The organism is Rhodanobacter fulvus Jip2 (assembly GCF_000264315.1).
Lineage (GTDB): Bacteria > Pseudomonadota > Gammaproteobacteria > Xanthomonadales > Rhodanobacteraceae > Rhodanobacter > Rhodanobacter fulvus.
The window spans coordinates 13,360-33,485 of record NZ_AJXU01000021.1 but is presented as its reverse complement, the minus strand read 5'-3'; the positions used below and the strand labels follow the sequence as shown (position 1 = coordinate 33,485).

The window sequence follows — 20,126 nt, the reverse complement described above, 5'->3', positions numbered from 1 at the left end:
ATGTTGCATGCTCATTTTCATTCTTCTTTATCTCGCGTTGACCATCGTTCGTCCGCAGGACTACATGCCGGGGCTTACCGGCCTGCCGATACTTTCGGTGGTGCTGCTGCTGGCGTTTTTCAGCTGGCTGCTGTCGTCGGCCAAGACGTTTGCTGCGCCTCAGTTCATGATCCTGCCGGTTTTCCTGCTGGCAATGATGATGTCGCAGGTAGCTGCGGGCTGGGCTGGCGGGGCATTGGAAGTGTTGTCCGCATTTGGCCCCACCATGATCGCGTTCTTCGTGCTGGCCACGGTGACGGCCAACAGTCCACGCCGCATTGCGACGACGTTTGCGGTATTCGTCCTGTGCGCGTGCGTGCTGGCCTTGCACGGCGTGGACCAGTCGCTGAACGGTATCGGCTGGACCGGCGTGGGCATGGCCGAGGACGGCCGCATCCAGTACGTGGGCATCTTCAACGACCCGAACGACCTGGGACTGCTGTTCGCCGCGGTGTTGCCGATGGCCTGTTTCCTCAGCGGACGGGGTGGCTTTTTGCGCCGGATCTTCTGGTTGGCGGCCGCGGGATTGTTGCTTTACGGTGTTTACCTCACCAATTCGCGCGGCGCCTTCCTTGCGGTGCTGGCGATCGGTGGCGCCTATGTCTGGTACAAGCGCGGCATCGTGACAGCCGGAATACTTGGCAGCGTCGGCCTGGTCGCCATGCAGCTTCTGTCATCGCGCATGCAGGAGCTGGACGCCGACGAGTCGTCGGCTGCCGGTCGCGTTGATGCGTGGTACGAAGGCTTGCACATGTTCCTTTCGCATCCGCTGTTTGGCGTGGGAGCGGGCAACTTCACCGAATACAACTACCTCACCGCCCACAACTCGTTTGTGCTGGTGCTGGCCGAAACCGGCTTCTTCGGTTTCATTACCTGGCTTGCCTTCGTGGGCTACGGCTTCTGGATGATGTTGAAGGTATTGCGGAGCCCGCCGCAGCCCGCGGCTGAGGGTGTGGTTGGCGCATGGGCGGACGAACGCACGCTGGCCCTGACCTTGTTGCTGTCGCAGTTGGGCCTGTTTGCCGCCGCCTTCTTTCTCAGCCGCAGCTATACGGTGGTGATGTACCTGCTGATCGCGGTGCTGGTGGGCTATTACGTCGGCGTGCGCAAACGCTACCCGTCGCTGCCTTCCTTCAGCCTGGCCGAAGGCTGGTGGCGCTGGATACCGATAGCCCTGGGCAGCATCTTCGCGTTGTTCGTCATCGTCGAAGTATTGATGCACACCTCATGAGCAATCGCGCGCTGACATTACGCAATACCGTGTTTTCCTCGGTCGGAATCTATACGGAGTATGCCCTGGGCATGCTCGCGGCGATCATGATCGCCCGCCATCTCGGACCCGAGTTCTACGGTGTCTATGGCTTGTTCATGTGGTTTGTCTCGGTGGGCATGGTCATCACCAACTCGGGCATCACCACCGGCGTGATCAAGTTTGTGGCCGAATTGCGCGGTAGTGGCCAGGACGAGTTGATCGTGCCCGTGGTCAGGCGTTTGCGCCGCGTTCAACGCATGCACATGCTCGCCGCGGTGGGCATCGGGGTGGTGCTGTATTTCTCCATGGGCAGCCGCTTTCCCATCCCCATCAAGCGGCTCGAGTTCGTGCTGCTGCTGGGCGCGATGGTGATGCGCGCGTCCTACATGTTCAACATTGCGGTGGCCAAGGGCTTCGAAGCTTTCGACGCGACGGCCAAGGTGGCTCTGGTGGCCGCGCCGTTGAACCTGGCCATGGTCGTCATTGCGATGTTGATGAAGGGGGACATCTTCCTGTTTGTGGTGGTGTATGCCGTCTCCAGCGTGGTTTTCCTGGCGGTTTCGCATGTCCAGGCCCAGCGCGTGATGGCCATGCTTCCAAAGCTTGGCGCGCTACCGGCGGCACTGGTGCAACGCATGCGCCGACATTTGCGCATCGTGTCCGCCACGGTGGTTATCAGCTTCCTGATCGCCAGCGACGTGGAAATCCTGTTTCTGAACATGTACGACAGCGCCAGGTCGGCTGGCTATTTCAAGGTGGCCTATCAGCTCGCTTCGGGCATCATCCTGCTGGTGCCTGGCGTGTTTGGTGCCTTGTTGTTGCCGATGATGGCCAAGGCGTTGAGTCAGGGACAGGCCGTGGCCGGGCGGCGTTTCGCGATGGTGACGTCCTACCTCGTGTTGCTGGCGGTTCCGGTGGTGACCTTCGGTGTGTGTTTTGCCGGCCCGGTGATCGCCTTGCTGTATGGCAGTTCCTACGCCGCCGCGGCTCCGGTATTCGCGCTGCTCATTTTTTCCGGCGGCGTGGGCACGGCGACGCAAGGGGCAAGCAGCCTTCTGATCAGTGCGGACCGGCAACAGACCATCCTGATACTCACGATCATTTTCGGATTGATGAAAGTCATCCTGGATGTCGTGTTGATCCGGCACTTCGGGTTGTACGGCGCAGTGGCCGCCATCCTTTCCGGAACCCTGATCGGCTCGACCGCGTATGTCGCCATCGGCGTGCGGGTGGGTGGAACGGGACTGCAGTGGGGCCGCTTGCTGCGCATCATTCTCTCGGGGCTTGGCGCGGCAATGGTCGCCCTTCCCGTGCTCGGTTTGCATCTGCTGCCGTTGTGGACCTTGCTGCTGGGCGGCGTGCTGGTATCGGTCACGTATCTGTGCCTGACCCTGGTACTGGGATGCTGGAGCGAGGATGACATCGGCCAGTTGCAGGGGCTGCATCTGCGTTTTGCAGGTGGCCATCCGCGCATGCTGGGGCAGTTTCTGGGCTGGGCCGGTGCGCGTGCAGCGAGGCATCCATGATGAGCGGTTGGTATGAAACGGCATTTCGGCGCGTATTGTTTCCTGCCTACGAAAGCGGCTTGCGACGACGCCACACGCTGGCCTGGCTGGCCGACTACCAGCGCGACCAGTGGCTGGCGCCGGAGCAGGTCGCCGCGCTGCAGTGGCAGCGCCTGAAGCGATTGCTTGAGCATTGCCATCGCGAAGTGCCTTATTACCAGCGTCGCTGGCGCGAACTGGGTGTGGTGCCGGCGGATATACGCAACCTCGATGATTACGCGAAGCTGCCGTTGCTGACCAAGGCGGATATCCGCGCCAACTTCGATGAATTGCAGGCCGACTCCTGGCGCGGCCGCCTGCTGACCAAGGCTACCGGTGGTTCCACCGGCGAGCCGATGCGTTTCGGCTACACGCGCGAAAGCAACGACCGGCGCACGGCGGTGATGTGGCGTGGCTACGAGTGGGCCGGTTCGCGCATGGGGCGGCGCACGCTGTTTCTGTGGGGCGGCGCGGTGGGCGAGCCGACCCGCACGCACCAATGGAAGGACGCCATCTACAACCGGCTTTTCGCCCGGCATGTGCTGAACAGCTTCCACATGACCGAGGCCAACATGGCCGAGTACGCCGACGCCATCGATCGCTACCGCCCGGAAATCATCGTCGCGTATGTCGGCCCGCTGGTGCGGCTGGCGCAGTGGCTGATTGCCAACAAGCGCCGCATCTGGCGGCCGCAGGGCATTATCGGCGCGGCCGAGGCCCTGCACGAGTTCCAGCGTGAAATCATTGAACAGGCTTTCGGCGCGCCGGCCTTCAATACTTATGGCTGCCGCGAATTCATGCTGATCGCCGCGGAGTGCGAGAAGCGCCACGGCCTGCACGTGAACGCCGATCACCTGGTGGTCGAGCTGCACAAGCCGCAGCACGCGCCGCCGGATACGCACACGGGTGAGGTAGTGATCACCGATCTGTTCAACTACGGCATGCCGTTCCTGCGCTATGCCAATGGCGACATGGCTACGGCGGCCACCGAATCTTGCAGCTGCGGTCGTGGCCTGCCGCTGCTGACTCGGGTCGACGGGCGTGTGCTGGACGCCATTCGCACGCCGTCGGGTCACGTGCTGCCCGGCGAGTTTTTCCCGCATATGTTGAAGGACGTGCCGGGCGTTCAGCGCTTCCAGCTGGTGCAGCGTCAACTGGATCGGCTCGATCTTGCCATCGTGCGCGGCGCGGATTTCGATGAGGCCTCGCTGACCTACATCCGCCGCGAAGTCGTCAAGGTACTGGGTGACAGCGTCGAACTGGATTGCCGTTTCGTCGACGACATTCCACTGACGCCCAGCGGCAAGCTGCGTGTCACCGTGTCCGAGTTACCGTCTTGAACATCACGCACTTCGTGGAAAACCTGAATCGCGGTGGGCTGGAACGCATGGTTCTGGAACTGGTCAAGATCCAGCATCGGCAGGGGCACCGCTGCCAGGTGGTGTGCCTTTACGAGGAGGGCACGCTGGCGCACGAGTTGGCGGCACTGCAGATTCCGGTGCATGCCTGCGGCAAGCGGCAGGGCCTGGATCTGCGCGCGCTGGCGCGTGCGCGGCGCCGGATCAGCGAGCATGCCACCGACGTGTTGCACACTCACAATGCAGTCGCCCATTACCAGGCGGTGCTGGCGACCTGCGGGCTCGGTTTGCGGCGGATCATCAATACCCGCCACGGCATGGGTGGCAACCGGCGGGCGGCGCGACGCGAGTGGTTCTACCGGCGCGCGCTGGTGCGCACGGACGCTGTCGTCACCGTGTGCGAGGCGGCGCGCAAGGACGCCATCCAGCGCGGCATCGTTCCGCGGGAAAAGGCCAGGGTGGTGCCGAACGGTATTCCACTGGCGTCCTTCCGCCAGGCATCGGAAGCCATGCGCCAGTCGTTGCGCCAACTGCTCGGTGTCGCTGCCACCACCCGCGTGATCGGCACGGTGGGCCGGCTGAACTGGGCGAAGGATCAGGCCAGCCTGATTCGCGCGTTCCGCCTGCTGCGCGAACCGCAGCCCGACACGGTGCTGGTGCTGATCGGGGACGGCGAGTTGCGCGACGCCCTGCAGCAAACCGCGCGCGACGAGGGGGTAATGGACAGCGTGCATTTTCTCGGCGATCGCAATGATGTGCGCGAGCTGCTGCAGGGGCTTGATCTGTTCGTGCTGTCGTCGGTGAGCGAAGGCTATTCGATGGCCTTGCTGGAAGCCTGCGCCGTGGCGTTGCCGATCGTGGCCACCGATGTCGGTGGCAACGGTGAAATCATTCGTGATGGAAAAACAGGCAGGCTGGTACCTGCCAATGACGCGGCGGCATTGGCGGCGGGAATGCGGGAGCTGCTGGCACAACCGGCACGGGCTGACGCCGTGGCACAAGCGGCGCGAACGTGGGTGGAGGCGCATGGTTCGCTGGAAAGCATGGCGGCGCGTTATGCCGATCTGTATCGGGCATCGGTGGGCTGAGCCGTGCGATTGAAGATACTGATCCTCACCAACCTGTTTCCGACGCCATGGGATCCGTTGCGCGGCGCGTTCAATCGCCAGCAATTCGAGCGGCTGGGGCAGCACCACGATATCGACGTGCTTACCGCGGTGGATTTCCGCGAACGCCTGCGCGGGGTGCGCGGCGAGGTCAGCGTGGACAGTTTGCGCACGGATTACTTCACGTTCTTCTATCCGCCGCGCTTCGGCCGCTCGTTGCATGCCATGACGTGGTTGTTGTCGCTGTGGCTGCAGCGTGGGCGCCGGCTGCGCGCGGCTGGCTACGATTGCATCCTGGTCAGCTGGGCTTATCCCGATGCTGCCGCGACAGGCTGGCTGGCGCGGCGATTGCGCATTCCCTACGTGGTGAAGGTGCACGGCAGCGACCTCAACGTGCAGGCCAGCTATCCGCTGCGCCGCCGGCAGATACGCTCCGCCTTGCGCGGCGCGGGCGCGGTGGTGGCGGTGAGCCGCGCGCTGGCCGAAAAGGCGGTGGCGATCGGCGCGGCGCCCGATCGCGTGCACGTCATCTACAACGGCGTCGACAGCGATCGCTTCGCCCCCGGTTCGCGCAGCGAGGCACGCACGCGATTGGGTCTTTCGTCGGAAGAGCCGCTGCTGCTCTACGTGGGCAATTTGAAGTCGAGCAAGGGCTGTCTGGATCTGCTGGAAGCGTTTCCGGCATTGCTGGCGACACAATCCCAGGCGCGACTGATCTACGTCGGTGCTGGTCCGTGCCGCGATGCATTGCTGGAACGCGCGGCGGCGCTGGCTTGTTCTGATCGCATATCGCTGGCCGGTGCCGTGCCGCACGCAGCGCTGGGCGACTGGTTTCGCGCGGCCGACCTGCTGTGTCTGCCCAGCCATAACGAAGGCGTGCCGAACGTGATCCTGGAAGCGATGGCCTGTGGCATTCCGGTGGTCGCCACCCGCGTGGGCGGCATTCCCGAGGTGGTTCCCGACTACGCCGGGTCGCTGGTGCCGCCGCAGGACCCGGCTGCCTTGTCTGCGGCGCTGGTGGAAGCCGTTGCCCGCGAATGGGACAGCAGCCGGATCGCCGCGCACGCGAGCGGCTTTCGTTGGGACGATAATGTGGCTCGGCTGAGCGGCATTCTGCAGACAGCCGTCCATCCACCTCGCGTCGGTTCGGCCGCATGAATTTCAAACTGAAAAAGCAACACCTGTTGAGCTTGCTGCCGGATACGCTGGTGCAAACCCATGGCCCGCGCCATGCCCGGTTTCTCAGCTTCGACGATGGCCCGCATCCGGAACACACCCCGCGCCTGCTGGATCTGCTGGCCGCGCACGATATCCGGGCAAGTTTTTTCGTGGTGGGCGATCGGGCGGAGCGGCACCCCGCCGTGATCGAGCGGATCGTGGCCGAGGGGCACCTGCTGGGCAACCATTCCTGGAGTCACAACCGGTTCGGACGGTTGTCCCTGCGCGAGCAGGTGGCGGAGCTGGAGCGAACGGACGTATTGCTGGCCGGCTTCGACCATCAGCCCCGACACCGCGTGCGGCCACCGCAAGGCGTCCTGCCCCTGCCGCTGTTCCTGCACCTCGCCCGTCGTGGCCGCAGCATCGCCTACTGGTCGTATGACAGCATGGATTATCGCGGTCAGTCGTCGACAGAGCTTGCCGCCCGGTTGCGGCGCCGGCCGCCGCAGGCCGGCGATATCGTATTGATGCACGATGACAGTGCGTTGGCCGGCGAAGCGCTGGCCATGCTGCTGCCGCAATGGTGTGCCGAAGGCCACGCGTTCCAGGCCCTGCTTCCGGAAGCCTCATGAGAATTCTCTACCACCATCGCACCCGCGGCAGGCATGTCGAGGGCGTGCATATCCGCGGCATCGTCAACGCGTTGCGTGAGCTGGGCCACCAGGTCACGGTGATGTCGTTTCCCGGCGCCGATCCCGAGCACGAACCCGCTCCGACGGCGCAGGCGTCGGCCGGCAAGGGGCGATTGGCTGGCGCCGTGGCGAAGTTGCCCGGCGTGTTGTTCGAGTTCATGGAACTGGCCTACAACGTGGTCACTCTGTTCCGCATGGCCGCTGCCATTCGCCGCCTGCAACCACAGTTGATCTACGAGCGCTATTCGCTGTTCCTGTGCGCCACCATCTGGCTGGCACGGCGCCACGGCATTCCCGTGGTGCTCGAAATAAACGATTCAGCGCTGGTGGAACGCGTGCGTCCCTTGCGGCTGAAACGCCTTGCGCGTCGCATCGAAGGCTGGTGTCTGCGCCATTGCACCGGTCTGGTTTTCATTTCCAGCTATTTCCGCGACCAGGCCGAGGCGACCTACCCGCAGGTCGCACCGTCGGTAGTCTCGCCCAATGCGGCGGATCTGGCGCGTTTCGACCCGAGCCGTTTCGACCGCGAGCAACTGCGCGAGCAACGCGGCCTGGCCGGGCGGGTGGTGTGCGGCCATATCGGCGTGTTCGCGCGCTGGCACGGCGTCGATGGCTTTGTCGAGGCCATCTCGCAACGCCTGGCCGAAGCGCCGCAGCTGGCGCTGGTGCTGGTCGGCGATGGACGCACCCTGCCGGCCGTGCGCGAGCTGGTGGCCAGCCGCGGGCTGAGCGATCGCGTGCTGTTGCCCGGTCGCGTCGCGCATGACGAAATCGCCAGCTGGATTGCCTGCATGGACTACGCCGTGTTGCCCGATTCCAACCAGTACGGTTCGCCGATGAAACTGTTCGAACAGATGGCAATGGGCGTGGCCGTGGTGGCACCCGACTATGCGCCGGTTGCCGAAGTGATCGACGATGGCCGCACCGGCTGGTTGTTTCCGCGCCGACAGACCGATGCCTGCGTACAGCGCGTGCTGGATCTTGCAACCCAGACGGAGGAGCGTCGCCGCGTCGGTGCGGCGGCGCGCGACTATATCGCCCGCGAGCGCCAGTGGCGCAACAATGCCGAGCAGTTGCTGACGCTGGTGCCGGCGGAGGTAACACGCTGATGTGGACTGTCGTGTTGACGCTTTTCGTACTGCTGCTGATCGGGGCGGCGGCGTTGCTGAGCTGGGCGATCCGCGCCCGCAACATGCAGATATGGCTGGGCAGTTACCTGCGCCGGAAGCGACCACCGCCGGTCGATGGGCCGGTCCACGTGATGTTCTGTTTCGTCGACCACTTCGAGCCGAACTGGGGCCGGGTCGACATGGCCACCCAGCGCGCGCGGGTGGATCGCTGGTGCCGCGACTATCGCGCGCTGGCCGGCGCGCATCGCGATGCGGATGGCCGCCCGCCGCAACACAGCTTCTTCTATCCCGAGGAAGAGTACGTCGAGGAACATCTCGACAAGCTCGCCAGCCTGTGCGCCGACGGCTTTGGCGAGATCGAGATCCACCTGCATCACGACAACGATACCGCCGAAAACTTCAACGCGACCATCGACCGCTTCAACAAGCTGCTGCACGAGCGCCATGGCGCGTTGCCGCGCGATCCGCGCACCGGACAGTTGCGCTTCGGTTTTATCCACGGCAACTGGAGCCTGGACAACTCGCGCGCCGACGGCCGCTGGTGCGGCATCAACAACGAATTGACCCTGCTGCGTGAGCTGGGCTGCTATGCCGATTTCACCCTGCCGTCGGCACCGAGCGATACGCAGACGCGGATGATCAACGCGATCTACTACGCCACCGACGATCCGCTGCGCCCGAAATCGCACAACACCGGCGAGTTGGTGCGGGTGGGTGGCAAGCCCAGCGGTGACTTGATGATCGTGCAGGGGCCGCTGGGCCTGAACTGGCGTGAGCGGCGGTTCGGCCTGATTCCCCGCATCGAGGCCTCGGACGTGCGCCGTGCCTGTCCGCCCACGCCGGCGCGCGTGGACGACTGGGTGCGCACCGGCATCCACGTCGAAGGCCGGCCGGAGTGGATCTTCATCAAGGTGCACACGCATGGCACGCAAGAGCGCGACATGGATACCTTGCTGGGCGAGGCTGCACACACCATGCATCGCCATCTGGAAACGGCGTACAACGACGGCAGCCGCCACGTGCTGCACTACGTGACCGCGCGCGAGATGTACAACATCATCAAGGCGGCGGAGGCGGGCAAGAGCGGCAATCCGAACGACTGGCGCGATTTCGAACTGCCGCCTCCGCCGCACGCTGCGCGATGAAGCCCATGCGCAGCGTGCTGATCTGTCATGCCGGCGACGACTTCGACCGTGAGGGCCTGGCCGCCTGGCTGGGGTCCTTCACCGAGCTGGCGGGCATCGTGCTGCTCGATGAGACGGCGGCGCAGAAGCGTGCGCGGTTCCGGCGCGAGTTGCGCCGTGTCGGCGTGCTGCGCTTTCTGGATGTGGTGGCGATGCGCATCTATCAGCGCCTGGCGATCGCAGCGCGCGATCATGCCTGGACACGCCAGGCGCTGGCGGACATGCGCCGTCGTTACGGGGCTCCGCCGGTGGTGCCGCAGATCGTGGCTGCCAGCGTCAACGATGCCGAGGTACTGGAGTTTTTGCGCGGCATCGCGCCGGATCTGATGCTGGCCCGCTGCAAGCAGTTGCTGAAGAAGAAACTGATCAACCTGCCTCGGCTGGGCTGTTTCGTGTTGCATCCCGGCATCTGTCCGGAATACCGCAATGCCCACGGCTGCTTCTGGGCACTGGCGGAGCGCGACCTGACCCGGGTTGGGATGACCTTGCTGAAGGTCGATGCGGGTGTCGACACCGGTCCGGTCTACGGCCACTACAGCTATCCCTTCGATGAAAAGCGCGAGTCGTACAACGTGATCCAGTATCGCGTGGTGTCGGAAAACCTCGACGCACTGGCCGACCGCTTCGGCCAGATCGCCGCCGGTACGGCGCAACCGATCGATACGCATGGCAGGGCCAGCGCCAACTGGGGGCAGCCGTGGTTGACTCGTTACCTGGGTTGGCGCCGTGCCGTGGCCAAGGCGACTGCACGATGAAGATTCCTTCGCTGATGTACCACGACGTGGTCGAGCCGGGGCAGGCTGACGCCAGCGGTTTTCCGGGTGGCGCGGCGGGCCACTACAAGCTCGACGTGGCCGAGTTCGACGCGCATCTGGGGGTGCTGGCTGCACGTGGTCCGCGCTTTGCGGCGGTCACCGGGGCATCGTCTGCTGCGGCAACGGGCAACGGCCTGCTCACCTTCGATGATGGCGGTGCGAGTGCCGTCGCCGTGGCGGCGGCATTGACCAGGCGGGGCATGGTCGGACACTTCCTCGTCACCACGGCGCAGATTGGCCAGCAAGGGTTTGTCAGCGCCGAGGATGTGGTGGCGCTGCACGCCGCCGGTCATGTGGTGGGAAGTCATTCGCACACGCACCCGGCGGAAATTTCCCGCCTCTCGATGGCCGAACTCGAGCACGAGTGGCAGCAGAGCGTCGACATCCTGTCCGGATTGCTGGGCGCGCCGGTAACCGTGGCATCGGTGCCGGGCGGGTTCTACTCGCGGCAGGTGGCACAGGCGGCAGCGGCGGCCGGCATCCGCTACCTGTTCACGTCGGAGCCCACGGTGGGCACTCATATCGTCGATGGATGTCTAGTCCTTGGCCGCTACACGCTTTGGCGCGGCATGCCCGCGCAGCGTGCGCTGGAGCTGGCGCTGGGCAGCGGCATGGCGCGCCAGCGTCAGTGGCTGGCGTGGAACCTGAAGAAACCTCTCAAGCGCTGGGCGCGGCCGCTGTATCGCTGGGTGCGGCGTAGCCGGCTGGAGAGGCCGCGGCCATCTGCTGGAATTTGAAGAGCACCCATGGAGCGGCTCCGCCCGAGGGGCTACCCGTCGTTGTCGATGTCGGTGATGTGCATCTTGCCCGCGAGCTCGCCGGCCAAGTCGGGGTTGAGCCAAAGTACGTACAGCGGCTGTCTTCCGCGTTCGGTGAATCCCTCGTTGGCCCAGCTTGCGTGGGCCTGTTCCGAACCGGTGAACCGCAGCTCCAGTGCATGGAAACCTTCGTCACGCGCGGCGCGGCACAGGGTCCTTACCGCGCTGGGATCGATGGCATTCAGGCCATCCTTGGACCAGAAGTCGTTGATGGTGAGAATGCTCGCATCGCGTGGATGGGTGTCGCACGCAAACCAGGCTGAAAGCGGGCCCCCGGGAGCATCGCCGAGCAAGAGATAGCAACGCCTGGTAGAAAGCAGGCGGTCGAAACGCCAGCGCAGCGTTTCGGTGTCGCGGACCGCGGTCCAGCCGTCTCCGTGGTCCGTTTTCTCCCAAAGTTCACCCATGCGCGGGTCGACGGCGTCTGTCCATTCGGCGAATGGCGTGGCGCGCCCAGTGGGGTGGCGGGCGATGTCGCTGATGCGAAAGACCAAGTCGATCAGCCGCCCGACGAGGATGGCGAGTGGGCGTGGCAGGAAGCGTGCAGCGTAATTTTCATGGCGCAGTATTTTCACGCGCCGGATCAGTTCCCCGCCTACTTTGTAACCGGCGAGCTTGCAGATCGCCGCGGCCTTGGGTCTTGGAAATCCATACAACACATCGAACCGGCCCCTCGCGGCCTCCACCATCGACCGAAGCATGAAGATGGCAGGCTTCACCGAGCGGTGTGTCGGCGTAACGCAAAAATGAGCCAGCACGCCCGCGCGGATCTCCAGATCGCGCCACAATACGCGGCGCGGTCCCACCCCCCCGGTACCGACAATCGTCTGACTCGGTTCGTGGCGCAAGAACTTCAGCACGGGCCGACCGCCAGGACAGTCGCGGTAAAAGGCGTCGTACATCTCGGGAAAGCGCCCCGTCCAGCCCAGAATGCCATCCCAGACGCCTGCCGCTGTCGCACGGTCCTGCTCGATGTTGGCATCGATTTGCGTATAGGCCGAAGGGGCTGCACCGGCGAATCGGCGACCGTCATCGATGTTCGGCTGACTCATGCGAGCCTCTGCAAAGGTTGCGGCTTTCTCGCCGGTTGTCGGTTTGTGAAAAACTCAGTCCGCGCCTGATCCGAACTGCTCCATGAACCATTGCACCACGCCCACGCCGCGGTTGTTCCAATTGAAGCGCCGCGGCGTGGCGCGCCCGTCGGCGCAGTCGAGGTTGTATGAACTGGACAGCAGTTTCAGTCGCCGATCGAGCGCCTTCTGCTGCTCGGGATCGGTCTCGAAATAGCGGGCGGCAGCTACCGGCAAGGTCATTTCCACGTTGTGCGAGTCGCTGTACCAGCCTTCGGAACTCTGCACGGCGATCAACTGTTGCGTTGTGGCGTGGGCAGACGACCAGTACCAGCTGATCTGTCCGTTCGGCCCGCTGCAGGGGTTGCGCCAGTCGACGCCGGCTTCCTTCATCACTTTCGGGTCAATCCAGCCGTAGCGCTCCATGTAGCGGCCAAAGGCGGTGATCATCACCGGAATGCGCTTGTCGCCGGTGGCGAGCCAGGCGTGCCACAGGCCGTCGATGATGTTCTCGGTCATCCAGGGTGATGAGCCGCGGATGTCGGTGGCGGGGTCGTGGTCGTTACCTTCATGCACCTGCCAGCTGTTGCGCCAGGAGCCGTCAACGCCGAGGCCATCGAGGTTGTGTTGCTGGTGCTGGTAGAGCCAGCCCAGGCGGTTCTTGATGCCGTCGAGATAGCGTTTCTCGCCAGTGATTTCGTACGCGCTGACCGCGGCGATCAGGCCGAGCCCGGCCTGGCGTTCGGTGAACAACTGGTCCGGCTTGAGGTAGGGGCCGACGGGTATGCTCCAGCCGCCGGTATCCCATGCACCCATCATGCGCTGGATCAGGTCCGCGTCGTGTTCGCTGTCGTCGCCCGTGAGCCCGAGCGCAAGCAGGATCGGTTCGATATAGACGTACTTGGGGTCGCAGACATTGACCTCGCCCAGGCTCCAGCCACCGCCGCACAGCGGCCAGCCGGGCGCGCCGTGACGCCGGATGTGCTCCATGTAGAAACGATAGCTTTGTGTGGCCGCGGCCAGATAATCCACGCGGCCGGTGCGGACGTATTGCTGGAACAACGTGGTGGGGCGATCGAACAGCCATGCGGCACCGTTCTCGCGGGGCAGCGCCTCGGCCCAGCGGAACTGGGTGGCAAAGTAGCGATCGTAGGCGGATTTGGGCACGGCGGGACGCTGTGGTCCGGCGATCAGCGAGGTCGACATCCACTCGGGGCTCAGCGTGGCAAGCACGGCAGGCACCAGCACACCGTCCGCGTCCTTGATCAAGCCGTCGGTGTACGCCCAGCCGTCGGCCGTTTTTCCGTCGGGATCGCCCACGGCGAAGTGGAGCGTGCGGGTGTTGCCGTCCAGTGTGGTCCGGAACTGCACCTTCACGGAGCGGATGCCGCCGCCGTTGATGTACCAGTGCAGCGTAGGTTCGACGTGCGCGGGAATCGTCTGGCCTTCTTCATCGAGGATAAGCACGCGCCTGGCGTCGCGCAGCATGTGCGGCGGAAACGGGATGCCCAGGGTGACCGCGACGGCGTTGCCCTCGGCACCATGGCGATGCAACGTGATCGTCTGCCAGCGTGAATCCGCTTCGGCGATGGCGCTTACGGCCACTTGCCCCAGTTGCACCACGCTGCGATCGGCCGCGCTGGATGCGATGGCCGGCGCGCTGCTGCCTGGGGTCGCGACCTGGGTGGCGTGGAGGCAACTGGCGAACATCCACGCGACAAGAGTGAGCAGGGCTGGTACCCAGCGGGTCGAACCGTATGACAGAGTGCGGAACATGAGGATCCAACCGGTCTGGGGAATGGGGCTTTTCGCTACTGCGGCATCCCTGCCGCAGTCAGAACATGCGTGGTGATCGCCGGTTACGCACTGCCGCCCGCGGTGACCTGCGGGAGGTTGAGGAGCAGCCAGCGTTCGATGGTATCGACCAACTGTTGCCGGTCACCTTCAAGAATGTAGGTGTGATCGGCCGCCTTGAAATATTCGAGGGTGGTTCCCGGATGGTTCGCCACGGCACCGTAGCATTCCCGGAACTGGCGGCGATGGTTGAAATACTCGCTGGTGCCGCCGCTGTAGACAAAGCACAGCTTGAGCCCGCGCTGCAGCATCTCGGCAAGCTCCCCCCGGACCTGTCCCAGCGGTGGTGCGACCACGCCGAAATCCGGTGCGGCAACCTGCCTGGAGGGCCGCAGCCGGCGGTGTACGAAGCGCCAGATGCGGACGGGATTCGCCAGCTTGGGCAGGTAGTGCCGCAACAGAAAACCCGGCGTCCGGTAGGCAAAGCCATCGAGGAAGATGGCGCCGGCAACGCGAGGGTCGCTGCATGCCACCAGATGGGCGTTCTCCGCACCGGAGCACAACCCGATCAGCACGAACCGGGTGCAACCTGCCTGTTTGCCCAGGAGGTCCATGGCATCGGCCACATCGGCGCGGACCTGTTGTGCGCGGGGCAGGGATTCGTCGCTGGCGGCACTGTCGCCGAGCGTGGAAAGGTCGAAGCGCAGCGTGGGGTAGCCACGAGCGCTCAGTCGACGCGCAATGGCGACATGCAACCGGAAGGGACCGATACGGTGCACCAGGCCGGCATTGAGCAGGATGATGCCGGTTTGCGCCGATACCACCGACGGCAATCCGGCAATGCCGACCAGATGTCCCGCGCGTCCGAAACGGAAAGCCTGCTCGGTCATGTCGGCTCCCGCAAAAGCCCGCTGGCGGACTGAACGAGTTCATGCGAGATGATCGCCATCTCCAGCCGCTCCAGCTCCTCCCAGGGTGTGGATGAGGACAGGGTCGTGACGGTCGCGCCGGTGGCGATGAACCTTTGCCGATCCGCCGACGTCGTTACCGGAAGCGCGGATTCGATCAGGCGCACTTGTACGGCAGGCGGTTCCAAACGAAGTTCCGCAAGTTGCTGGCGAAGGCGGGCATCGACTGTGAAACCCTGCCACTGCCCGGCGGCCACCTCTGCCGTCCTGGCCTGGTTGAAACGTCGGGTATCGATGCGCAAGCTGTCTTGCAACGCATCGAGCCGGGCCACGTAGTCGGGCCCGTTCAGCACCGGGTCCCAGGCGACTATCCGATCGGGCTTCACGTTCGCGGCGGCGGCGAGGGCGATGCTTCCGCCGAGGCGCGCGCCAAAAAGCGCGATGTGCTCGCAGCCACTGAGTTGTCGCAGTTCGGCGGCGGCAGCGGTGGTGTCCGCGAGGCAGCGATTCCAGCGGATGTCCGTGCTGTCGCCGGCCGAATCCCCGCTGCCATGGAAATCAAAACGCAGCGCCGGCACGCCCGCGGCGGCCAGCGCCGTGGCCAACTGGCGATAGAGCCGGTGGCTGCGGATGTGATCCTGCCCCAGTGGCGGACACAGCAGGACGGCCTGCGTGGCAGGCACGGCGGGCGGATGATAGATGCCGAACAAGCCCTGGTCCGCCCCGAAAAAGAGGGGGCGCTCGGCATCGTGCCGCGCAATCATCGTTTGAAAACGATTCCAACGTAGGCCAGGGTTTCGTGGAAACCCTGATCAGGCACGTTGCTCGTGCGGCGTTGCTGCGTAAGTGCTGCACGCCAGCTCCAGTGCTCGGTCCATTGGTCTGCCAGTTCCAGTCCGTAGGTGACGGTTTTGTCGCGTCGGGAAAGGGTGTGGTATTTCAGTTGCTCCCCACTGGCGAAAGCCGAAAGGGTCATGGTTGGGCGCAACCGGTAGTCGATGGCGACATTGCCGCCGCGCCCGGTCTGGTCGTAGGTGGGGTCGTTGCCGTAACCGAGCTTGCGGTAGCTCGGACTGATCGAGAACGTCAGGCGCTCGGTGCGCAGCGCATAGGTCAGCCGCACGCTGCGCTCCAGGTAAACCTCGGAGCTGACCACGGCGTCGCCGGTACTGATGCCCGTGGTGTTGGCGAGTGGCGACTGACCCGGCATCAACATCATGTCCTGCGCGGCATCGGAGTATTGCCGGATTACGTTGGCCGAGAAGGTGCTGCTTTCGGTGGGGCGCCAGCTCAGCGTGGCACGTGCCAACGGACTCGATTGTGTGCGCGCGCCGGCGCGATCGTAATTGATCTGCGATTCACCCAGCGCCGCGTCGATGTCGAAAAAAGTCAGTTGACTGACGTAACGGACGTACAACTCGTTGCGGTCGTAGTTCGAATCGCTGTTGTTGTAGAAATCGACCTGTTGCACGGTGGCGTTGAGCGAGAGCTGACTGGTCGGCCCCAGAATCTTGGCGAAGCGCAGCGCGCCCTGATTACGGTGGGAATTGAACTCCCGGGTTTTCTCCGCATAGCTGTCGATATAGCGCAACTCGGCCTGGCCGCGTACCGTGCTGCCCAGCCGGAAATGGTAGATGGGGCCCACGGCAAACACGTTGGTTTGCTGCTGGTTGCCCGGTGCATCGCTGGCCAGCGTGTCCAGTGGCTGGATGCCGGCGTAGTCCTGCACCGCGAAATCCAGCCGGTCAGGTAATACGCTCCAGTTGAGCTGGCTGGCCAATTCGACCTGGGTCTGGTCCTTGAACCGGTTGCCGAGATAATCGCGGTATTCAACGTCGCCGATGACGTTGGCCTGCAGATCCTCACCCTGTTGGTTATAGGTGAAATTGACGCCGGGGATCAGCATGGTCTGGCTGATCGGGTCATGCGCCGTCAGGTTGATGTTGTCGCTGTGCGCGACGCCACCATACAGGCTGTAATCGAGCTGACCGGCGATGGTCGCACTTGGAGCGAGGACGAAAGTCAGCGCAATGGCGCTGGCCAGCTTGCTGGGTGTCGACATGTTCATCCCTCCCTGTGGACGAGCGTGCGAGGACGGTCGATGGCGGTATTGCGGCGTATTTTTCTAAGCTGAAACTGATTTGCCGATGACTTCACGGTTCGCGCCGGGCGCGCGATTACGAATGACCGCGCGCCAACCTCGACCCTTGCGTCGCCCGCTCAGGGCGCGTGATTGAACACGACGCCGGCCAGTTTTTCCGGGTCGAAATGCGCGACTGCCTGGTTGATCGCCTTGGGCGTGTCGCGGCCATAGCCGGCAACGACAACCACGAAATCAGCCAGTTCGGACAGGATGCGCGCATCCGGCGAGCCCTTGATCGTGGGACCGTCGAGAAAGATGTAACGGTCGGGATAGCGGCAGCGCAGCGAATCGATGACCGCGCGCATCCGGAACGATGAAAAGTATTCGCCGCTGTTCTCGCGGGCTTGTCCCGCGGGGATCAGCCGCACCCGCGGAATGCCGGTGTGGTAGATCATGGGCTTGATGCCCGGCGACGGGTGTTCGAGAAAATCGATCAATCCACCCTGGTTGGCGTCCACGCCCAGCGCCTTGTGCTGTTCCGGGTAGCGCAGGTTGCAGTCGATCAGCAAGCTGGTCTTGCTTTCATCGAAGGCGAAAGCGGCGGCGAGGTTGCGCGCCACGAAGCTGCTGCCGGATCGCGGGCTTACCGACACCAGCAGTGTCACGAAATTCTGTGTACCCGCCAGTTCCAGCAAACGCGTGCGGATTTCGCGAAACGCGTCCGATTGTTTGCGCACCGATGGATCGCGATGGATGAGTCGCCGCTGGCCCAACTGCTGTGGTGCAAGCTGACCCGGTTCGGCCATCAGCGCGATCGAGTTGCTGGGCGAACCCTGGTTGGGCAGCGCGCCAGCAGGTACGACGAGGGCGGCGTCGTTTTCGACGCTGGCTCCGTTACCCGGCGGCGTGCTTCCGCGGTTCTTCGCGTTCATGCCATCCCCCGCAGTTTGAGCCAGAAAAGAATCGCGTAGGCAGCAAAGACGCCGGCCACGGTCAATATGACAGCCATATTCTGCAACCGTCCCTTTCGTTGATCCTGCGGCGTGGAATAGAACGGAACCGTCGCCAGCGTGGTCAGGCCGGTCAATCGCTCAAGCTGTTCCGCCGAACGTATCCGTGGATCGAACCGGGCAATGGTGAAAAGCAGGCCGCACGGCGCAGCCAGTGCCAGGAGCATGCCGGCCAGGCCGAAATGCATGAAGCGCAGACCCGAAGGAGTCAGCGGCATCACGGCCGGATTCTGCACGATGAAGGTCAGGCCGCGCTGGCCGGCGTCGAGGTTCATCGAAACCCGTGCGTTCTCACGCCGCTTCAGCAGGTCCTGGTAGACATCCCGGTTGACGTCGTAGTCGCGGGTGAGCTCGGACGTGGCGTTCTCGGAGCCGGCGATGCGCTTGCTGCGCTCCAGCTCGGCTTTCAGCATGGTCTGGCTTGCAGCCATGCGGGCGTTGGTGGCGGCGATGTCGCCGCGCAACGCCGACAGCTGGCTTTTCAATTGCTGATAAAGCGGGTTGAATTTTGCGTTGTTGTCGATGGTGGTGGGCGTGCCGGCGAGACGCGCGCTCTGTTTGCGCTGTTCGGACTGCGTCAGCTGCTGACGCAAATCCTGCATTTGATGGCGAACGCGCACCACGTCGGGATATTCGCTCGTGTAGGTCATCAGCAGTTTGTCGAGCTGGGTCTGCAGGTCTGCCAATTGGGCGTGATAGACGCCTTCGACGGTCTGTACGGAGCTGATCTCCGATTCACCTGAAAGCTGAGCGACCAGGGACGCCTCCTGCGACCTTTTCTCCATCAGGTCCATGTGCGCATTTTCGACCTGCGTGCGCAACTGGCTGATCCGTGAGGCGGTATCGGCTTCGCTGCCGGGCCGGGCGTCGACGTTGGCTTCTCGGTATTCCTTGAGCTTGTTTTCGGCCGTGGTCAGCTTCTCCCGGTAGGTCTCGACCTGGCCATTGATGAACTCGTAGGCATCGCGGCTTTCACGCTGCTTGGACGCCAGGCTCTCGCTGATGAAAAGCTGGCCGAACTGACGCGTGACGATGTACGCGCGCTTGGGATCGACGTCGTGGTAGCTGATGGTGATCAGGTTGTCGCGACCGTACCGGATGGTCGTGCGGCCCTTGATGCCGTCGATGATGCGATCCTGCTCGATCGCACTGGGATGTGTAGCCATCCAACCGCCCGCGACGAGGATTTCATCCATCACCTTGGCGCTGAAGATCACGGCGCGCGCAATGCCGGCACGGTTTGCCGTGCCAGTGGGTGTGGCGGCTCCCTCCATCAGCGGCGTGATGATGCTGCTTTCCTGCGCCAGGATGGTGACGGAAGCGTCGTATTTCTTTGGCCACAGTACCCCGACGATCAGGGCGGCCAGCGCAATGACGGCAAACAGCGCGCCAAGGCCGACGCGATGACGCCGCGCCTCGCTCAGCAATACAGGCACCAGGGCCTGCAACGAGGTGGGTTGTTCATTCATGTTGATCCCCTGCATCCCCGGCCTGGCTCAGAACGAGCGCTGTGGCACGGTGATGACGTCGCCCGGTTGCACTGGGTAGTTCGTGTCCAACGCGCCCTTTTGCAGGATGTCGCCAAGGTGGACGGCATAGGACTTGGTGGTGGCATCGTCGCTCTTGCGATACAGCTCGGTCCTGTCCGGCGCGGCGAACTCGGTGGTGCCGCCAGCAGCGAGCACGGCATCCAGCACGGTCATGCCCTGGCGATAAGGTACCGATACCGGCGTACGCACGGCGCCTGTCACGCGTACGCGCGAGAGGTATTCATGGCTGCGAAGCTGAGTGAGGATGACTGCCACCTGCGGATCACGCACGTAGGATTGCAGCTTGTCCTTGATGACCGCGGCGACCTCCTCGGGCGTATGGCCACCGGCCTCGACATCGCCGATCAGCGGCACCGTGATCCTGCCATCCGGACGCACCGGCACGCTGACGCTGAGATCCGGGTTGTGCCACACGGAAATCTGCAATTGGTCGTCTACACCAATGTGGTACGAGCTCACCGCGTGGGCCTCGGGGTTGAGCACCGGAGCCTGGTTCGACCCCCGCGTGGAGGCACATCCGGCAAGCAGCAGGACGAGAGACAACGTGAGGAGACTGCAGAGACTCTTCATGACGGCCATATTGGTGGGTTTGAGAACGGGAAAGGTAACATAAGC

The 20,126-nt window shown here is 64.0% G+C and carries 18 protein-coding genes; 10 read left to right on the top strand and 8 right to left on the bottom strand.

The features are described 5' to 3' along the window. Nucleotides 1-7 precede the first annotated feature (7 nt). From UU9_RS04220 to UU9_RS04175, 10 genes are read left to right on the top strand one after another with little or no spacing between them, the layout of a single operon-like run. On the top strand, nt 8-1,270 hold the full coding sequence (locus tag UU9_RS04220; protein WP_007080479.1) for an O-antigen ligase family protein: 1,263 nt from the start codon (nt 8-10) through the stop codon (nt 1,268-1,270). Next, complete coding sequence (locus UU9_RS04215; RefSeq protein WP_007080478.1) at nt 1,267-2,817, top strand: oligosaccharide flippase family protein; 1,551 nt, start codon at nt 1,267-1,269, stop codon at nt 2,815-2,817. The genes UU9_RS04220 and UU9_RS04215 overlap by 4 nt, the downstream gene beginning before the upstream one ends. Next, a complete protein-coding gene (locus tag UU9_RS04210; RefSeq protein WP_007080477.1) occupies nt 2,817-4,175 on the top strand; it encodes a phenylacetate--CoA ligase family protein in 1,359 nt (452 codons plus the stop codon). The genes UU9_RS04215 and UU9_RS04210 overlap by 1 nt, the downstream gene beginning before the upstream one ends. Then, complete coding sequence (locus UU9_RS04205) at nt 4,172-5,281, top strand: glycosyltransferase (protein WP_007080476.1); 1,110 nt, start codon at nt 4,172-4,174, stop codon at nt 5,279-5,281. The genes UU9_RS04210 and UU9_RS04205 overlap by 4 nt, the downstream gene beginning before the upstream one ends. A gap of 3 nt (nt 5,282-5,284) precedes the next feature. Beyond that, nucleotides 5,285-6,457 carry a glycosyltransferase family 4 protein gene (locus tag UU9_RS04200; RefSeq protein ID WP_040670225.1) on the top strand — a complete coding sequence of 391 codons (1,173 nt, stop codon included), beginning with the start codon at nt 5,285-5,287 and terminating at the stop codon, nt 6,455-6,457. Beyond that, entirely contained in the window at nt 6,454-7,089 is a 636-nt protein-coding gene (locus UU9_RS04195; RefSeq protein WP_007080474.1) for a polysaccharide deacetylase family protein, read from the top strand. Before UU9_RS04200 ends, UU9_RS04195 begins: the two co-directional genes overlap by 4 nt. Next, a complete protein-coding gene (locus tag UU9_RS04190; protein ID WP_007080473.1) occupies nt 7,086-8,258 on the top strand; it encodes a glycosyltransferase family 4 protein in 1,173 nt (390 codons plus the stop codon). Before UU9_RS04195 ends, UU9_RS04190 begins: the two co-directional genes overlap by 4 nt. 11 nt (nt 8,259-8,269) lie before the next feature. Further along, complete coding sequence (locus tag UU9_RS04185; RefSeq protein ID WP_237710209.1) at nt 8,270-9,424, top strand: hypothetical protein; 1,155 nt, start codon at nt 8,270-8,272, stop codon at nt 9,422-9,424. Beyond that, the gene (locus UU9_RS04180) at nt 9,421-10,218 is read left to right on the top strand and encodes a formyltransferase family protein (protein ID WP_156804178.1); all 798 of its coding nucleotides are present in this window, start codon (nt 9,421-9,423) and stop codon (nt 10,216-10,218) included. Before UU9_RS04185 ends, UU9_RS04180 begins: the two co-directional genes overlap by 4 nt. Then, nucleotides 10,215-11,015 carry a polysaccharide deacetylase family protein gene (locus UU9_RS04175; RefSeq protein WP_007080470.1) on the top strand — a complete coding sequence of 267 codons (801 nt, stop codon included), beginning with the start codon at nt 10,215-10,217 and terminating at the stop codon, nt 11,013-11,015. The genes UU9_RS04180 and UU9_RS04175 overlap by 4 nt, the downstream gene beginning before the upstream one ends. Before the next feature lie 32 nt (nt 11,016-11,047). Here the strand turns inward: UU9_RS04175 and UU9_RS04170 are convergent, their stop codons facing one another. The 8 genes from UU9_RS04170 to UU9_RS04135 form a co-directional block, all read right to left on the bottom strand. Next, nucleotides 11,048-12,148, bottom strand: a complete 1,101-nt coding sequence (locus tag UU9_RS04170) for a hypothetical protein (protein WP_007080469.1) — start codon at nt 12,146-12,148, stop codon at nt 11,048-11,050. 54 nt (nt 12,149-12,202) lie between these two features. Next, nucleotides 12,203-13,942, bottom strand: a complete 1,740-nt coding sequence (locus UU9_RS04165) for a hypothetical protein (protein ID WP_237710208.1) — start codon at nt 13,940-13,942, stop codon at nt 12,203-12,205. 83 nt (nt 13,943-14,025) lie between these two features. Beyond that, nucleotides 14,026-14,850, bottom strand: coding sequence for an alpha/beta fold hydrolase (locus UU9_RS04160; RefSeq protein WP_007080467.1), 825 nt, complete (start codon nt 14,848-14,850; stop codon nt 14,026-14,028). Beyond that, on the bottom strand, nt 14,847-15,632 hold the full coding sequence (locus UU9_RS17245; protein ID WP_007080466.1) for an alpha/beta fold hydrolase: 786 nt from the start codon (nt 15,630-15,632) through the stop codon (nt 14,847-14,849). Before UU9_RS17245 ends, UU9_RS04160 begins: the two co-directional genes overlap by 4 nt. Further along, a complete protein-coding gene (locus tag UU9_RS04150; RefSeq protein WP_007080465.1) occupies nt 15,629-16,930 on the bottom strand; it encodes a porin family protein in 1,302 nt (433 codons plus the stop codon). The genes UU9_RS17245 and UU9_RS04150 overlap by 4 nt, the downstream gene beginning before the upstream one ends. A 158-nt stretch (nt 16,931-17,088) precedes the next feature. After that, nucleotides 17,089-17,883: a P-loop NTPase family protein gene (locus tag UU9_RS04145; RefSeq protein WP_007080464.1), complete on the bottom strand. Its 795-nt coding sequence runs from the start codon at nt 17,881-17,883 to the stop codon at nt 17,089-17,091. After that, nucleotides 17,880-19,430: an XrtA system polysaccharide chain length determinant gene (locus UU9_RS04140; RefSeq protein ID WP_040670244.1), complete on the bottom strand. Its 1,551-nt coding sequence runs from the start codon at nt 19,428-19,430 to the stop codon at nt 17,880-17,882. Before UU9_RS04140 ends, UU9_RS04145 begins: the two co-directional genes overlap by 4 nt. A 27-nt stretch (nt 19,431-19,457) precedes the next feature. Further along, nucleotides 19,458-19,994 (bottom strand): XrtA/PEP-CTERM system exopolysaccharide export protein, encoded by a 537-nt coding sequence (locus UU9_RS04135; protein ID WP_007080462.1) that lies wholly within the window; start codon nt 19,992-19,994, stop codon nt 19,458-19,460. Nucleotides 19,995-20,126: the final 132 nt, after the last annotated feature.

Excerpts from the sequence above, each read along its gene's own strand:
- UU9_RS04220 (WP_007080479.1), top strand. The coding sequence starts at position 8 with ATGCTCATTTTCATTCTTCTTTATCTCGCGTTGACCATCGTTCGTCCG.
- UU9_RS04145 (WP_007080464.1), bottom strand. The coding sequence starts at position 17,883 with ATGAACGCGAAGAACCGCGGAAGCACGCCGCCGGGTAACGGAGCCAGC.
- UU9_RS04140 (WP_040670244.1), bottom strand. The coding sequence starts at position 19,430 with ATGAATGAACAACCCACCTCGTTGCAGGCCCTGGTGCCTGTATTGCTG.
- UU9_RS04210 (WP_007080477.1), top strand. The coding sequence starts at position 2,817 with ATGAGCGGTTGGTATGAAACGGCATTTCGGCGCGTATTGTTTCCTGCC.
- UU9_RS04175 (WP_007080470.1), top strand. The coding sequence starts at position 10,215 with ATGAAGATTCCTTCGCTGATGTACCACGACGTGGTCGAGCCGGGGCAG.
- UU9_RS04150 (WP_007080465.1), bottom strand. The coding sequence starts at position 16,930 with ATGTCGACACCCAGCAAGCTGGCCAGCGCCATTGCGCTGACTTTCGTC.
- UU9_RS04195 (WP_007080474.1), top strand. The coding sequence starts at position 6,454 with ATGAATTTCAAACTGAAAAAGCAACACCTGTTGAGCTTGCTGCCGGAT.
- UU9_RS04190 (WP_007080473.1), top strand. The coding sequence starts at position 7,086 with ATGAGAATTCTCTACCACCATCGCACCCGCGGCAGGCATGTCGAGGGC.
- UU9_RS04215 (WP_007080478.1), top strand. The coding sequence starts at position 1,267 with ATGAGCAATCGCGCGCTGACATTACGCAATACCGTGTTTTCCTCGGTC.
- UU9_RS04180 (WP_156804178.1), top strand. The coding sequence starts at position 9,421 with ATGAAGCCCATGCGCAGCGTGCTGATCTGTCATGCCGGCGACGACTTC.
- UU9_RS04165 (WP_237710208.1), bottom strand. The coding sequence starts at position 13,942 with ATGTTCCGCACTCTGTCATACGGTTCGACCCGCTGGGTACCAGCCCTG.
- UU9_RS17245 (WP_007080466.1), bottom strand. The coding sequence starts at position 15,632 with ATGATTGCGCGGCACGATGCCGAGCGCCCCCTCTTTTTCGGGGCGGAC.
- UU9_RS04160 (WP_007080467.1), bottom strand. The coding sequence starts at position 14,850 with ATGACCGAGCAGGCTTTCCGTTTCGGACGCGCGGGACATCTGGTCGGC.
- UU9_RS04170 (WP_007080469.1), bottom strand. The coding sequence starts at position 12,148 with ATGAGTCAGCCGAACATCGATGACGGTCGCCGATTCGCCGGTGCAGCC.